The following is a 15,053-nucleotide window of genomic DNA, read 5'->3' as shown; positions in this document are numbered from 1 at the left end:
GATGGCCATAAGGACTGTGCTGCTGGCAATTTTGCTGAGTTTTGTCCCTTGGGTGGCGGCGGCTGAAGGCGTGCCGAAGCAGATTCACCTGGTCAGCGAAGAGTGGCTCGACTACACCAATGCCGACGGCAGCGGAGTAGCCTGGGACGTCCTGCGCAAGGTGTTCGAGCCGGCCGGGGTCAAGGTCGTTCCCCAAAGCGCGCCCTACAGCCGTGCGGTCGGTCTGGTCAAACGTGGCGAGGCCGATGCCTGGGTTGGGTCATACAAGGACGAGAACGACGACAACCTCTACCCGCGCTGGCACTTCGATATGGACCATATCTATGCCCTGGGCCTTGCCGGCAAACCGGTGCCGACCCTGGATACCGTGGGTCAGTACCGTTTGGCCTGGGTGCGCGGCTACGACTACGGCAGTTATCTCCCCAACGTGAAGAACTTCCGCGAGATCCAGCGCCGGGAGGGCATCTTGCCGATGCTTGAGCATGACCGCGTGGACTTCTACATCGATGCACAGACCGAAGTCGATTACGTGCTCGGCCAGAGCCCACACCCCGAACGCTTCCGCCGCACCCATGTGGCCGAGTTGCCGCTTTACCTGGCCTTCGCCCGCAACGACCAGGCCAAAGCCCTGCGCGACCTGTTCGATAAGCGCATGGCTGAGCTGGTACGCAGTGGCGAGTTACGACCGATTTTCGAGCATTGGAAGCAGCCGTATCCATTCGCCACCAACAGCCAGCCACAATGATTTGACGCTGCTAAGCATCGAACTTTTCGATCTTAACCGACGGTATTCAACCGGCGCGCAGGCGCCGACCTGCTGATACAATCGCTTCACGAGAAATTTCCTACTTATCCAGGAGCACAACGTGCCCGTCGTCTTTGTTGCCGCCTCTAAACTCCCGACCCCCTTTGCGACTTTCACCATGCATGGTTTCCTCGAAGAAGCCACCGGCCGTGAGCACGTGGTGCTCAGCCTGGGTGATATCGGCGACGGCGAGCCGGTGCTGGGGCGCCTGCACTCCGAGTGCCTGACCGGCGATGCCCTGTTCAGCCAGCGTTGCGACTGCGGTTCGCAGCTGGAAGCTGCCCTCCAGGCCATCGCCCGTGAAGGCCGTGGCGTGCTGCTGTACCTGCGCCAGGAAGGCCGTGGCATTGGCCTGTTGAACAAGATCCGCGCCTACGAGCTGCAGGACGGCGGCGCCGACACCGTCGAGGCCAACGAGCGCCTGGGCTTTGCCGCCGACCAGCGTGACTATGCGATCTGCCTGCCGATGCTGGAGCATCTGGGCGTGAAATCGCTGCGCCTGATGACCAACAACCCGCGCAAGGTCAAGGCATTGACCGACATGAACATCAAGGTCGCCGAGCGCGTGCCGCTGCACACCGGGCACAACCCGCACAACCGTTATTACCTGGCGACCAAGGCCGACAAACTCGGCCACATGCTGGGTAACGAGCACCAGGGCGAGGTGCCCCAGGCGTGACCCGTGGCGAGGTGAAGCGGCGCCTGGCGCTGGCCTGGTGGCAGTACCTGGCGGTCGGCCTGGTGCCGCTGCCGGTGATGGCCTGGGCCTTTGGCGGTGGCGATGCGCTGATCCCGGTGCTGGCCATGCCGCTGTTCATCGCCGGTGCGGCGACCATGTTCCTCAGCCTGCCGCGCTTTGGCGCCTACAAGCGTGCCTTGATCGACACCTCCAAGGTCATGGGTACGGCTGAAGAACCTGCCGCCTGGATCGATCTGGCGCGCGTGCGGCGCATGGCCATGCTGTTCGCCTGCATCCCTGCGTGGGTCGCCGCGTTGTCGGTACTGGTGGGGCTTGAGGCGGTGCCGCAGATCCTCCTGGCGTTGTCCACGGCGGTGATTCTTTACCTCTACCGCATTCCGCGTCAGCTGGGCTGATGCGCGTCCTGCTTTGCCTGCTGGCGCTGCTGGCCTGCACTGCCCAGGCGGGTGAGCCGCTGCGTGTAGTCAGCCTCGCGCCCTCGATGAGCGAGATCATGCTCGAACTGCAGGCCGATGACCTGCTGGTGGGTGTGCTCGACGGCGGCGAGCGGCCGGCGGCGCTGCGTGACCTGCCTTCGGTAGGGCGCCAGGGGCAACTGGACATGGAGCGCCTGCTCAGCCTCAAACCGGACCTGCTGCTGTTCTGGCCTGGGGGTGTGGCTGCGGCTCAGCTCGATCAGCTCAAGCGCCTGGATATCGCGACCTATAGTGCCGAACCGCACACCCTTGACCAGCTAATCGAACAGATTGAGGCCCTTGCCGTACGTGTTGGCCGGGCAGAGCACGGGCGGGAATATGTCCAGCTGTTGCGCGAGCGTCTGCAGCAGTTGCGCCAGCAGTACCGGCGTGAGAAGCCGCTGCGGGTGTTCTATCAGGTATGGGACCGGCCGTTGTATACCCTGGGTGGGCATCAGGTGGTCAGCGATGCCCTGGCCGTGTGCGGGGCGCGTAACATCTTCGCCGACCTGAGCCAGCCAGCGCCGCAGGTGAATGTTGAATCGGTGCTGCTGCGCGATCCGCAGGTAATCCTGGCCGGTGATGCGGCGCAGCTGCTCAGCTGGAAGGCCTGGCCACTGCTCAAAGCGCGTTTGCTGGTAGTGCCCGACAAAGGTCTGGAGCGGCCCAGCGGGCAGATGATCGAAGCCACCGCCCGCCTGTGCGCGCTGCTTGCGGCTAAAGCGCCGGGGTCCAGGTGACGCTGAACAGGGCTGTGCGGCCTTCTTCACGGTAGCCGTAGCTGGCCCCTTGGTAGCTATACAGTGCGCGGCTGTAGCCTTTGTCCAGCAGGTTATCCAGTTTCAATTCCAGCTTCACCTCATCGGTCGCCGCCCAACTGCCGCGCAGGCCCAGCAGACCGTAGCCGCCCAGGCGATTGCGGTTGGCCTCGTCGTCATAGCTGGCACTCACGGCTTGCCAGCTGCCGCCAACGCTGAAACTCTCGAACTGCCGGTCCAGGTCCAGGCTCAGGGTGCGTCGCGCGCGGCGGGCGAGGGTGTGGCCGCTGTCCCGGTCACGTGGGTCGATCAAGGCCAGGCCGAGCTGGCTGCGCCATTCGCCCCACTGCTGGTCCAGGGCCATTTCGAAGCCGTTGATGCGCGCTGAGGCGACATTACGCGGGATCGAGTCCTGGCCGAAGATGATCGCATCGCGCAGGTCGGTGCGGTACAGCGAGGTTTCCAGGCGGCTGTTGCGGCTCAGCTGGCTGCGCCACTGCAACTCATAGCTCTTGGAATGCTCCGGGTCCAGGTCCGGGTTGCTGAACTGCGGGTAGTACAGGTCGTTGAACGTCGGGGCGCGGAAGCCTTCGCTGTAGGACAGCAGCACGTCGTTATGCGCATTCAGCGGCACGGTCAGGCTGCCACTCCAGGTGGTCTGGCCGCCGAATTGCTGGTTCTGGTCGCGGCGCATGCCCAGTTCGGTGGAGAAGTGCTCGCCGCTGAAGCGGTGCTGGACGAACGCGGCGCGGTTCCAGCGGCTGTCCTCGGTGAAGTCAGTGCTGCCGTGCACCCGGTCTTCATACCAGTCGCCACCGACCAGCAGGCTGTGTTGATCGGTCAGGGCCAGGTCGTTCTGCCAGGTGACCTGGTCGCGGTAGGTGTTGAACACGAAACGTTCGTCGCTGAGCTTGTCGCGCTTGTCGTCGCGGTTTTCGCTATGGCCGAGCTCCAGGCGCGAATGCCACACGTCATTCAGCTGGGCGTCGAAATAGGTGCCCAGGCTGCTGACGTTGAAGTCGGTGTAGGGCTTTTGCCCGAAGCTTTCGAAGGTGACCGGGTCGAAACCGCCGAATGGGTTGTCGTACTCGCTGCGGCCACGGCTGTCGAGCAGGTTCAGGCCCGTTTCGAAACGCTCGCCAAAGGTGTGGCTCAGGCTCAGGTTGAATGACTTGTCGCGGTAGGCGTCGTGGTCGCCGTCACTGGCGAAGGACGGCCCGGTGGAATCGATGCCCGCCGTCTCGTCCAGGCTGGCGCCGAGGTTGAAGCGCGTGGCGCCATCACCGCCAGACAGGCCCAGGCTGCGTTGCCAGGTCTGGTTGCTGCCGGCGGCCAGGCGCAGGCGCGGTTGCAGGCCGGGGCCGCTGCTGCGGCGAGTGAAAATCTGGATCACGCCGCCGATGGCATCGCTGCCATAGACCGCCGAGCGCGAGCCGCGCAGCACTTCGACGCGCTCGATCTGGTCGACATCGAGAAACTGCAGGCCGCTGTCGCCGGAGGTGGCATTGGCAATGCGCACGCCATCGACCAGCACCAGGCTTTGTGCGGCCTTGGTGCCGCGGATGAAGATGCCCGGCAAGCTGCCACGGCCACCGGTGGGCGCGACTTGTACGCCGGGTACGCGGGCGAGCAGGTCGGTGACGCTGGTGGGTTGCAGGCGGTCGATGTCTTTGCGGGTAAAGACGGTGTTGGCGGCGCTAGTGGCGGTGCGCGATTCGACTTGGCGGTTGGCGCTGATCAGCACGTCGGGGAGTTTCAGGGCGTCGTCGCGTTCGGCGGCCAAGATGAATGTGGGGGCGCAGAGCAGGGCGGTACAAGCGAATTTCTTCATGGGCAGTTCCATGGCATTCGCGGGGCAAGCCCGCTCCCACAGGGACTGCACAGTATTCAAGAACTGCGGCAATCCTGTGGGAGCGGGCTTGCCCCGCGAAGAGGCCTTAAAGGCCGAGCTTGGCCATCCGGGCTTTAACCGAGGCTTCGATCCCAGCAGCATCCAGCCCACACTCAGCCAGCATCTGCGCAGGCTTGGCATGTTCGACATAGATGTCCGGCAGCCCCAGGTGCAGCAACGGTTTGATCACCGACTGGCTGGCCAGGAACTCGCCCACGGCAGCGCCCGCACCGCCCATGATGGCGTTCTCTTCGATGGTCACCAGCAATTCATGGCTGGCAGCCAACTCAAGCACCAACGCCTCATCCAGCGGTTTGACGAAGCGCATGTCGACCACGGTGGCATTGATCTGCTCGGCAACTTGCAGGGCTTCGGCCAGCTGCACGCCAAACACCAGCAAAGCAACTTTTTCGCCTTGGCGGCGAACCACACCCTTGCCGATTTCCAGCGGTTCCAGGTCGCCGCTGATCGGCGCGTTGGGGCCGGTACCACGCGGGTAACGCACCGCCGCCGGGCCGTTGTAGAGGTGGCCGGTGCTGAGCATCTTGCGCAGTTCGTTCTCGTCGCTCGGCGTCATCACCAGCATGCCCGGGATGCATCGCAGGTACGACAGGTCGTAGCTGCCCGCGTGGGTCGGGCCGTCTTCGCCGACCAGGCCGGCGCGGTCGATGGCGAACAGCACATCGAGGTTCTGCACCGCGACGTCGTGGATCAGCTGGTCGTAGGCGCGCTGCAGGAAGGTCGAATAGATCGCCACCACCGGCTTGCTGCCTTCACAGGCCATGCCTGCGGCCAGGGTCACCGCGTGCTGTTCGGCGATGGCCACGTCGAAGTAGCGCTCGGGATAGCGTTCGCTGAAGTCGACCAGGTCGGAGCCTTCCTTCATCGCCGGGGTGATGCCCACCAGGCGATTGTCGGCGGCGGCCATGTCGCAAAGCCACTGGCCGAACACTGCGGAGTATTTCGGCCCGCTGGCCTTTTTCGGCGCGGCTGGCTTGTCGGCGGGTTCGAGCTTGGTGATGGCGTGGTAGCCGATCGGGTCGATTTCGGCCGGGGCGAAGCCTTTGCCCTTTTTGGTCACCACGTGCAGGAACTGCGGGCCTTTGAGGTCACGCATGTTGCGAAGGGTGGCGATCATGGTTGGCAGGTCGTGGCCGTCGATCGGGCCGATGTAGTTCCAGCCCAGCTCTTCGAACAGGGTGCCTGGGACCAGCATGCCCTTGGCGTATTCCTCGGTGCGGCGGGCGATTTCCCATGCGCCAGGCAGGCGCGACAGCACCTTCTTGCTGCCTTCGCGCATGCTCGCGTAGGTGCGGCTGGAGAGGATCTTGGCCAGGTAGTTGGACAGGCCGCCGACATTGCGCGAAATCGACATGTCGTTGTCGTTGAGGATCACCAGCATGTCGGCGTTGACTTCCTGGGCGTGGTTCAACGCCTCGAAGGCCATGCCGGCGGTCAGCGCGCCGTCACCAATCACCGCGATCGACTTGCGCGCGCTGTTCTGCAGGCGGGCGGCGATGGCCATGCCTAGTGCGGCGCTGATCGAGGTGCTGGAATGGCCGACGCCAAAGGTGTCGTATTCGCTTTCGCTGCGGCGCGGGAAGGCGGCGATGCCATCCTTCTGGCGCAGGCTCAGCATGCGGTTACGGCGGCCGGTGAGGATCTTGTGCGGGTAGGCCTGGTGGCCGACGTCCCACACCAGCCGGTCGTCCGGGGTGTCGAAGACGTAGTGCAGGGCGATCGTCAGTTCGATCACGCCCAGGCCGGCACCAAAGTGCCCACCGGTTTGACCCACGGTGTACAGCAGCTCCTGGCGCAACTCGTCGGCCAGGGTCTCCAGGTCGGCTTCGGCCAGCCGGCGCAGGCCTGCAGGCGTGTCAGCGCGGTCGAGCAACGGCGTGACCGGGCGTTCGCGGGGGATCTCTTGAAACGTCGTGGGCATCAGGCGAGTCGTTATAGGTGTTAAGACGCGGCAGTTTACCCCATTGTGGGAAATACTGCCCATTCAGACGGGTGTGCTGTTGGGCCGCAGAGCGGCCCCGATCAATGCCGGCGTTCGACGATATAGCGCGCCAACGCCCGCAGGGGTTCTGCGTTTTCGCCCAGGCCTCGCAGGGCGTCCAGCGCCTGGTCGCGCAGTTCGATCGCATAGGCCTTGGCCGCCTCCAGGCCCAGCAGGGCCGGGTAGGTTGGTTTGTCACGAGCTATGTCAGCGCCCTGGCGTTTGCCGAGGGTGGCGGTGTCGCTTTCCACGTCGAGGATATCGTCCTGCACCTGGAAGGCCAGGCCGATGGCCTGTGCATAGGTTTGCAGGGCGTCCAGCTGGGCCTGTTCGGCGCGGCCGCTGGCCAGGGCGCCGAGGCGTACGCTGGCTTCGATCAGCGCGCCGGTCTTGTGCCGGTGCATGAATTCAAGTGCCTGCTGATCGAGCTTCAGGCCCACCGAGCCAAGGTCGATGGCCTGGCCACCGACCATGCCGGCCGGGCCGGCCGCCTTGGCCAGAGCCTGGACCATGGTCAGGCGGATGCTGTCGGGCAGCGGGCTCAGGCGTGGGTCGAGCAGGGCGCTGAAGGCCAGGCTCTGCAGGCCGTCGCCAGCGAGGATCGCGCAGGCTTCGTCGAAGGCTTTGTGGGTGGTCGGCTGGCCACGGCGCAGGTCGTCGTCGTCCATGGCCGGCAGGTCGTCATGCACCAGCGAGTAAGCGTGAATCAACTCCACCGCACAGGCCGCGCCGTTGGCTTGTTCGGCCGGCGCGCCCAAGGCTTGGCAGGCGGCATAGGCGAGCAGCGGGCGTACGCGCTTGCCGCCGTTCATCACGCTGTAGCGCATGGCGGCGTACAGCCGCTCAAGCTCTTTGGAAGGCGCGATGAACAGGGGTTCGAGGGCGGCGTCGACGCGGGCCTGGCAGCTGGCCTGGTAAGCGCTGATCATGCTTCAGGCTCCGCATCGAAGGGCTGCGCGGCGAGCTCGCCGTCACGCTCCAGCAGTATCTGCACTTTCTGCTCGGCCTGGGCCAGGGCGCCTTGGCAATCGCGGGTCAGCGCGATGCCCTGCTCGAAGGCGGCCAGCGAGTCTTCCAGCGACAACTCGCCGTTCTCCAGGCGCTCGACCAGGGCTTGCAGGTCGGCGAGGGATTGCTCGAAATCGATGGAGGCTTTTTTGCGGGCCATGGCGACGGGTCTCGGTAGCGGGTCGGAACGGCGCGACGTTAGCAGAGCGGGGCGGGGGGAGCAAACTTCGGCAAAGTTTGAGGGCCTCTTCGCGGCTGAAGCCGCTCCCACAGATACTCAAGGCTGGTGGGGTACCTGTAGGAGCGGCTTCAGCCGCGAAAAGGGCCGCAAAGCGGCCCCACACAGTGCATCAGGCGAGTTCGGATTCCAACTCCACCATCGCCTCCCGACACCGCGCCAGCTCGGCAATGGTCAGCACTGGCAGATTGTACTGCCGCGCATACACCGCCACCTGCTCGCCCCGGGCCATGCTGCCATCGGGGTTCATCAGTTCGCACAGCACCGCCGCTGGGCGCAGCCCGGCCAGGCGCGCCAGGTCTACCGAGCCTTCGGTATGGCCACGCCGGGTCAGCACGCCACCGTCCCGCGCGCGCAACGGAAACACGTGGCCGGGGCTGACGATATGCCGCTGCTCGGCCGTCGAGCGCAGCGCGGCTTCGATGGTGGTAATGCGGTCCTGGGCCGAAACCCCGGTGCTGACGCCTTCGGCCGCTTCGATGGTGACGGTGAAGCCGGTACCGTGGCGGGCTTGGTTGTTCTGCACCATCGGCGCCAGCTGCAGGGCATCGACGGTGGCTTCGTCCAGGCACAGGCAGACGATGCCGCTGCAGTCGCGGATCATCATGGCCATCGTCTGCAGCGACAGGTTTTCGGCGGCGGCGACGATGTCGGCTTCGTCCTCGCGGTCGTCATCGTCGAGCAGCAGCACGGGGCGGCCGGCCTGGAAGGCGGCGATGGCGGCGGACACATTGGGGAATTGCTGGTGATGCTTGGGGGACATGAAACGCTCCTCGTGAATGATCGATGAACGTCTCGGGGCGATCAAAATGCGCGCGCAAGGGCGCCCGAACGGCCCTTGGCTGACGCCTTCTTTCATCCGGACTATGACCGTCGGCTCTGGAGTCGCACCAGATCTGCTGACCCCCGGCATGGCCGGGGCGCTCGCGGGCTCATCTTTCGATTTACCGCCGGTGGGGACTTTCACCCCGCCCTGAAGACCGGGCAAGCATACCGCAGAGTGCCACGGTGCTGGCAAGCCGATGATCTACGACCTTTGGCGATTACCGGGACATGCCTTCGATTACGGTCTTCAGCGAGGCCGGCAGCATGGGCCCGTGCCCCAGCCCCTCGAAACGTTCGTAGCGCACCTGCAACCCAGGCACCTTGGCCAAGTCCTTGGCCAGCTCCCGCGCTGGCCGCTCCACATCGCCTTTCACTCGGGCACGCGGGTTCGAAGGCTCATCACTTCCGCGCATCAGCAACAGCGCCGGGCGGCTGCCAGCCAAGCGCTGTTGCAGCCCTTGCGCTTCACGAACGATCGCCCCGTCATGCCACCACAATGACGGGCTGGCCGCCGCGTAGTCACTGAAAGCGCCAGGCCGGGTAAATAGTGCATGGAGCACGGCCAGGCCGCCGTAGGAGTGCCCCCACAGTGTCTGGCGCTGCAGGTCGATGGGTGCCACGCCAGCCACCATCGGCCGCATGCGCTGGGTCAGCAGGTCAAGGAATGCATCCACGCCACCGCTCGGCTGGCCCGTCAGCGGGTCGCGCTGTTCTGACAGTCCAGGAATTGCCGGGGTGTAGTCGTAGGTACGCCCGGCACGCTCAATGCGCTGCTCGGTCTGGTAACCCACCGCCACCAGCAGGGGCGCCTGGCCAGCGGCGAGCTTGCTCAACTGCGCGCTGTCCAGGGCGCCCAGTGCGGCATTGCCGTCGAGCATCCACAGCACCGGATAGCCCTCAGCGGGCGCGGGGCGATCCGGCTTGCCAATCCACAGGCGGTAATGGCGCTGGCCATCGGCCGAATCCAGATCGAGGCGGCTGAAGCGGTAGGCCAGGTCCTGGCGCTGCAGCAACGAGGTGTCCATTTTCTGTTCGCGCTCGGGCTGCGCCAGGGCGACCGGGGTGGCGAGGGCCAGCGCCAAAGCCAGGGACAGGGTGATCGTGCTCATCAGGCGTCTCATTGGGGCTTTGCGAGGGGCGCAAGGCGTTTGAGCGATGATGATAATCAGTCCTGATTGAGCGTAAAGCGCATTAACTTTCTAAACATTCCTGGGCGATCGGCAGCAACAGGTGCAGGCAGAGGCCAGGCTGGCCATTGCTGGCCCACAGCCGGCCGCCTTGCAATTCGACCGCGCGGCGGGCGATGGCGAGGCCCAGGCCGAAGCCTGCGCCGCTGCCTTGCAAGCGTTGGTAGGGCTGGAAGATGCGTTCGAGGTCCGCTTGTGGCACGCCGGGGCCCTGGTCGCTCAGGCGCAGGTGCCAGCAGTCGCCCTCACGCCAGCCATCGAGGCAGACCCGGCCATCGGCGGGCGAGTGGCGAATGGCGTTGCGCATCAGGTTTTCCAGCGCCTGGGCCAGGCTGTCCAGATGCACCTGCACCCGGCAATCGGTGCCGAGCGAGCAGGGCAGGCGCGCGCGGTCCCAGCCGCTTTCAAAGCAGGCGTCCTGGCACAACGCTTCCCAGACCGACACAATCAACACTGGCTCGGTGGGCAGTTGCGGTTGCTCGGTGTCCATCCAGGCAAGGTCTAGCGTGTCTTCGAGCAGCTTTTGCATGTCGTTGACTTCATGATCCAGGCGCTCGCGCATTTGCTCAGGCGGCAAGTCGCTGTCGTGAGCGATGCGCAGCCGCGCCAACGGCGTGCGCAGTTCGTGCGACAGCGTGCGCAACAGCAAGCGTTGCTGCTCCAGGCTCTGGCGCAGGCGCCCGGCCATGTGTTCGAAGGCCTGCGCCAGTTCGCCCAGCTCGTCGCGGCGGTCTTGTAGCGGCAGGCCGGGGCTGTCCAGGTCGTCCGCGCGCAAGGCGTCGGCGCGGTCGCGCAGGCGGTTCAGCGGTACGATCAATTGTCGATAGATCGCCAGGCCCAACAGCAAGGCCAGCAGCGTGGGGGCGACGCCGTGGGTGATTACGTGGGTCCAGGGTGTCAGGCCTGTCGGCAACAGGCGCTCGGGGAGTTGCAGCACCAGTCGCCCGTTTTCAGGGTGCTGCGGGAAGTCGATGCTGACGTAGGGCAGCTCATCGCGCAGGCGCCGGCTCATCGGCCAGCTGAGCTTGCGCATGAAGGTCAGGTGGCTGGCTTCCTCGGCAGTCAGCGGCGTGGTGCCGAGGCTTTGCAGATGCGGGCCGATCAACACCGCCCATGTGTCTTCTGCTTGCTCCAGTTCACGACGGTAGGCCTCGGCACCAGCCGCCCCACTTTGTTGCCAGGCCTCTTCAGCCTGCTGCGCGTAGCGTGCGAGGTAATCCTGGTCGGCCTGGGACAGGAAATAGGTGCTGCGTTCCACCGACAGACCCCAGGTCCAGATCAGCCAGGTCAGCAGCAGGCAGAAGCTGACCAGCAGGGCCGCCAGCTTCCACAGCAACGGGTGGCGGCGCATCAGGGCTGGTCCGTGTCGACCAGGATGTAACCCTGACCGCGCACGGCCTGGATCTGCACATGCTGGGCGGCGATGTCGGCGAGCTTGCGGCGCAGGTTGCACACATGCACGTCGAGCCCGCGGTCCAGGCGCGTGTACGCCCGGTGCAGCACGGTCTGGTAAAGGAATGCTTTGCTCAAAGCCTCGCCAGGGTGGGCGCTGAGCGTCGCCAGCAAGCGGAACTCGGACGTGGTGAGGCCGGCGGCTTTGCCGTGGTGCAGCACATCCTGCAGGTCCTGGTCGAACACCAGCTGGCTGGCCTCGCTGTGAGTGACCGCCCCACGACCAAAGGCCACGCGCCGCAGCAGAGCATCGACTCGCGCATCCAGCTCCGCCAGGCTGAAGGGCTTGGGCAGGTAATCGTCTGCACCGCGGGTAAAGCCGCTGATGCGGTCCTGCTCGGCGCCCAGGGCCGACATCAGCATCACCGGCACAGCCTGCTGCCGACGCAGTTCGTCGAGCAGGCTGAGACCGTCGATGCCGGGCAGCATGATGTCCAGCAGCACCAGGTCGAAACGGCTTTGCTGCACAGCACTCAGGGCGCTGGTACCGGTGCTGCAGTCGTGCACCTGGAATCCCCGGTTGAGGAAGTGGCGGTGCAAGTCCTCGCGTAGGCGTGAGTCATCTTCGACGAGCAGGAGTGAGGTGGGCATGGCGGGTCTTGAATGAGAATTCGTATCAGTTGGCGATCATCCCATTGCACGTAGGTGAAGGGCAATCGTCCCGTGCAAGCTGCATGTGTTAAGAAGGTTAAGTCTGCTGCACCCCCGGTTTTCGTCCGGTATCTTTCGCAAAAAGCAACGTGTTTCGTTTGCGATTAAATATCATTTGGGCGAAGGGTGTGTCATGAGCGGTTTTAAACGTGTGGGGAGCACGCGACGGGTTCGCGGATGGTTGGTTGTGGGTTTGCTGGCGCCATTTTCGTTGTCGGCACTGGCTGAAACGGTAGCGACCCAGGCAGCCGAGGGCAATTCGCTGGACCTGCAGGCACTGACCATCGAAGGCAACCGCCTGTACGACATGCTGCCTTCGGAGCAAACCGGTGGTTACAGCGTCGACGCCGCCACCGTGGGCACCAAGACCCCTGCAGCGCTCAAGGACATCCCGCAATCCATCACCGTCTACACCCAGGACTACGTCAAGGACCGCCAGTTCGTACACCTGGATGACCTGGCCAAATACACGGCAGGCCTGCGTACGCTGACCAACGACAGCGGCCGCTCGTCGATCTACGCCCGTGGCTACGAGTACAGCGAATTCAACATCGACGGCCTGCCGGCGCCGATGGCCAGTATCTTCGGCACCGTGCCGTCGCTGGCGGCCTTCGACCGGGTCGAGATCATGCGCGGCCCGGCCGGGCTGTTCAGCAGCACCAGCGAGCTGGGCGGCATCGTCAACATGGTGCGCAAACGCCCGACCGCCGAATTCCAGGGGCATGTCGAAGGCAGCTACGGCACCTGGGACACCAACCACGAAGAAATCGACCTGAGCGGGCCGCTGGACGAGGCGGGCCGCGTGCGCGGACGCTTCATCGCCTCGCGTGACGACACCAATGGCGAAGTCGATTACAACGCCAACACCAGCAACAGCTACTACGGCGCGCTGGATATCGACCTGGACGACGACACTCAACTGTCGTTCGGCCTGATCCACGAAGTGAAGAACATCACCCCGCACAACGGCTACCCGGCCACGCTGTCCGGTGAAGTCCCTGACTTCAGCCATTCGCGCTTCCTCGGCGCCGACTGGAACTACTTCGACGGCAAGACCACCGACCTGGTGGCCGAGCTGACGCACCGCTTCGACAATGGCGGCTATGGCCGCATCGCTGCCCGTGGCTCGCACCGCGACACCAATTACCTGTATGCCTTCACCGCGACCAACGCCACCACCGGGGCCAACTCCGAGCGCGCCAGCGCCCGTGACTTCACCCAGGACACCTACTCGCTGGACGCCAGCTACAGCCAGCCGTTCGAAACTTTCGGCCAGGTCAGCGAGTTTGTGGTCGGCACCGACTACAAGAACTACGACACCGAGTACCTCAATGGCACCACAAACCTCGGTGCCATCAACGTCAACACCTACACGCCGACCCGCTTCGCCAAGCCGTCGCCGAACTACAGCACCGAAACCGGCATGCAAGAGGAAGAATACGGCCTGTATTCCAAGGTCACCTTCCGCCCGATCGAGCGCCTGGCGCTGATTGCCGGTGGCCGCTTCAGCTGGTATCGCGGTGATTTCTACACCACGACCCTGAGCAGCGGGTCGACGGTTGACGACGACAAACGGGTGGATGGCCGCTTCACGCCATATGCTGGCGCGGTCTACGACCTGACCGAAAACCATGCGCTGTACGCCAGCTATTCGCAGGTGTTCAAGCCGCAGTCGGACACCGACAGCAATGGACGGGTGCTCAAACCGCGTGAGGGCGAGCAGTACGAATTCGGCCTGAAGAGCAGCTATTTCGGTGGCGATCTCAATACGCGCTTCTCGGTCTTCCGCCTGACGGACAAGAACCGCGCCAGCACCGAATACGATGAAGATGGCGTGGACACCGGCTTCTCCGTCGCTTCCGGCAAGACCCGCGTCAAAGGCGCCGAAGTGGAAGTCAGCGGCAAGCTCACCCCGAACTGGGAACTGTTGGCGGGCTACACCTGGATGGAAACCGAGACCGTCGATGGTGACGCCGAAACCACGTTCTTCATCATGCCGCGCAACCAGGCGTCGCTGTGGAGCAAGTACACCATCAGCCAAGGCCCGCTGACCGGGCTGGCCATCGGCGGTGGGGTTTCGGCGATGAGCAACTTCTACTCCGAGAACGGCGGCGTGCGCATCGATGCACCGGGGTATGCGACGGTGGATGCGATGTTGTCGTATCCGGTGACCTCGAAGCTAACCGCGACGTTCAACGTCAACAACCTGTTCGACCGGGATTACCTGTCGCGGGTGGGGTCGACTTCGACGTTCAACTTTTATGGGCCATCGCGCAGCATGATGGTGGGGGCGCGGTATGATTTCTGACGTGACTGCCCGGGAATCATCAGATTTTTACCGTTGCTTGTAGTCTATTTCTGAAATAGCTTCTCACCGCCTTTGCGCCATTGCGGTGGTTTTCGCTGCGGCCTAGTCTGGCCCGGTCGTTGTTGAAGCAGCGACCGGGCCTGCAAGCCCGCCAGACGATTACAACCGCTACCCGATTTGCCTTCTGGCAACCTCGGTCAATGGTGGCTGCGTGCGGGAGATCTTCGGATCTGCCGGTTTAATCGTCTGTCCGGTCTTGCAGACCCGTACGTAGCCGCCACCCATCAAATGCAAGTGATGTCGTGGTGGTCCTTCAGGGCACAGACGAGATTACAGCATGCTTAAAATTGTCCCCGATCCACCCCACGACTTTCATTCCCTCGAAGACACCCTGATCCAGGCCACGGACTACGCGCTGTGCGCGGCGACGGTCGTCCATCAGGCGCTTCTGCTGCAGCCCAAATCCCCCGCGTCGATCTTGATGATGGCCTCGATCCATGAAATGGAGGCACTGCGGGCCTTGCTCGAATCGGCGCTGATTCAGGTGCAGATGCCGGTTGGGCCGAAGACTCGGCATTGAGGCTGTAGTGATGCGTTGCTCAGGCTGGCCTCATCGCGGCTGAAGCCGCTCCTACAGGGACCGCGCAATCCTCTGTAGGAGCGGCTTCAGCCGCGATGAGGCCAGCCAGAGCAGCAAAAATTCGGGGAAATCAATCAATGATCACAATCACTTTGCCATCAAACAGGCATTAAAAAGCCGGCTTGTGGCCGGC

The 15,053-nt window shown here is 64.2% G+C and carries 14 protein-coding genes and 1 riboswitch; of the genes, 6 read left to right on the top strand and 8 right to left on the bottom strand.

Going from position 1 to position 15,053, the window contains the following annotated elements; all coding sequences use genetic code 11:
• The first annotated feature begins 1 nt into the window (after position 1).
• The 4 genes from ACIQUF_RS22705 to ACIQUF_RS22690 all read left to right on the top strand — a co-directional run bounded on the left by ACIQUF_RS22705 (position 2) and on the right by ACIQUF_RS22690 (position 2,700).
• Positions 2 to 745: a substrate-binding periplasmic protein gene (locus tag ACIQUF_RS22705; protein WP_403135700.1), complete on the top strand. Its 744-nt coding sequence runs from the start codon at positions 2 to 4 to the stop codon at positions 743 to 745.
• 121 nt (positions 746 to 866) lie between these two features.
• The gene (gene ribA / locus ACIQUF_RS22700) at positions 867 to 1,484 is read left to right on the top strand and encodes a GTP cyclohydrolase II (protein WP_403135697.1); all 618 of its coding nucleotides are present in this window, start codon (positions 867 to 869) and stop codon (positions 1,482 to 1,484) included.
• Entirely contained in the window at positions 1,481 to 1,900 is a 420-nt protein-coding gene (locus ACIQUF_RS22695; protein ID WP_403135694.1) for an MFS transporter, read from the top strand. The genes ribA and ACIQUF_RS22695 overlap by 4 nt, the downstream gene beginning before the upstream one ends.
• Positions 1,900 to 2,700 (top strand): cobalamin-binding protein, encoded by an 801-nt coding sequence (locus tag ACIQUF_RS22690; protein ID WP_403135691.1) that lies wholly within the window; start codon positions 1,900 to 1,902, stop codon positions 2,698 to 2,700. Before ACIQUF_RS22695 ends, ACIQUF_RS22690 begins: the two co-directional genes overlap by 1 nt.
• Here the strand turns inward: ACIQUF_RS22690 and ACIQUF_RS22685 are convergent.
• The 8 genes from ACIQUF_RS22685 to ACIQUF_RS22650 all read right to left on the bottom strand — a co-directional run bounded on the left by ACIQUF_RS22685 (position 2,678) and on the right by ACIQUF_RS22650 (position 11,912).
• Positions 2,678 to 4,549, bottom strand: coding sequence for a TonB-dependent receptor domain-containing protein (locus ACIQUF_RS22685; protein ID WP_403135688.1), 1,872 nt, complete (start codon positions 4,547 to 4,549; stop codon positions 2,678 to 2,680). The genes ACIQUF_RS22690 and ACIQUF_RS22685 overlap by 23 nt on opposite strands.
• Positions 4,550 to 4,655: 106 nt before the next feature.
• A complete protein-coding gene (dxs, locus tag ACIQUF_RS22680; RefSeq protein ID WP_403135685.1) occupies positions 4,656 to 6,551 on the bottom strand; it encodes a 1-deoxy-D-xylulose-5-phosphate synthase in 1,896 nt (631 codons plus the stop codon).
• A gap of 101 nt (positions 6,552 to 6,652) precedes the next feature.
• Entirely contained in the window at positions 6,653 to 7,540 is an 888-nt protein-coding gene (gene ispA / locus ACIQUF_RS22675; protein ID WP_403135682.1) for a (2E,6E)-farnesyl diphosphate synthase, read from the bottom strand.
• A complete protein-coding gene (locus ACIQUF_RS22670) occupies positions 7,537 to 7,779 on the bottom strand; it encodes an exodeoxyribonuclease VII small subunit (protein ID WP_008092375.1) in 243 nt (80 codons plus the stop codon). The genes ispA and ACIQUF_RS22670 overlap by 4 nt, the downstream gene beginning before the upstream one ends.
• Positions 7,780 to 7,969: 190 nt before the next feature.
• The gene (gene ribB / locus ACIQUF_RS22665) at positions 7,970 to 8,620 is read right to left on the bottom strand and encodes a 3,4-dihydroxy-2-butanone-4-phosphate synthase (protein ID WP_403135677.1); all 651 of its coding nucleotides are present in this window, start codon (positions 8,618 to 8,620) and stop codon (positions 7,970 to 7,972) included.
• 80 nt (positions 8,621 to 8,700) lie between these two features.
• Positions 8,701 to 8,842, bottom strand: a riboswitch (FMN riboswitch).
• A gap of 58 nt (positions 8,843 to 8,900) precedes the next feature.
• Positions 8,901 to 9,791 carry an alpha/beta hydrolase gene (locus tag ACIQUF_RS22660; protein ID WP_403135674.1) on the bottom strand — a complete coding sequence of 297 codons (891 nt, stop codon included), beginning with the start codon at positions 9,789 to 9,791 and terminating at the stop codon, positions 8,901 to 8,903.
• A gap of 82 nt (positions 9,792 to 9,873) precedes the next feature.
• Positions 9,874 to 11,220 carry a histidine kinase sensor domain-containing protein gene (locus ACIQUF_RS22655; RefSeq protein WP_403135671.1) on the bottom strand — a complete coding sequence of 449 codons (1,347 nt, stop codon included), beginning with the start codon at positions 11,218 to 11,220 and terminating at the stop codon, positions 9,874 to 9,876.
• A complete protein-coding gene (locus ACIQUF_RS22650) occupies positions 11,220 to 11,912 on the bottom strand; it encodes a response regulator transcription factor (protein ID WP_403135668.1) in 693 nt (230 codons plus the stop codon). Before ACIQUF_RS22650 ends, ACIQUF_RS22655 begins: the two co-directional genes overlap by 1 nt.
• Before the next feature lie 193 nt (positions 11,913 to 12,105).
• On the opposite strand from ACIQUF_RS22650, the gene ACIQUF_RS22645 reads away from it, so the two are divergent.
• Both ACIQUF_RS22645 and ACIQUF_RS22640 read left to right on the top strand, forming a co-directional pair.
• Entirely contained in the window at positions 12,106 to 14,280 is a 2,175-nt protein-coding gene (locus tag ACIQUF_RS22645; RefSeq protein WP_403135665.1) for a TonB-dependent siderophore receptor, read from the top strand.
• A gap of 337 nt (positions 14,281 to 14,617) precedes the next feature.
• A complete protein-coding gene (locus ACIQUF_RS22640; RefSeq protein ID WP_403135662.1) occupies positions 14,618 to 14,860 on the top strand; it encodes a hypothetical protein in 243 nt (80 codons plus the stop codon).
• Positions 14,861 to 15,053: the final 193 nt, after the last annotated feature.

It is taken from the genome of Pseudomonas sp. NPDC090233, assembly GCF_044772285.1.
Taxonomy (GTDB): Bacteria; Pseudomonadota; Gammaproteobacteria; order Pseudomonadales; family Pseudomonadaceae; genus Aquipseudomonas.
Note: the sequence above shows the minus strand (reverse complement) of the source record. Positions and strands in the feature narration are given on the sequence as shown.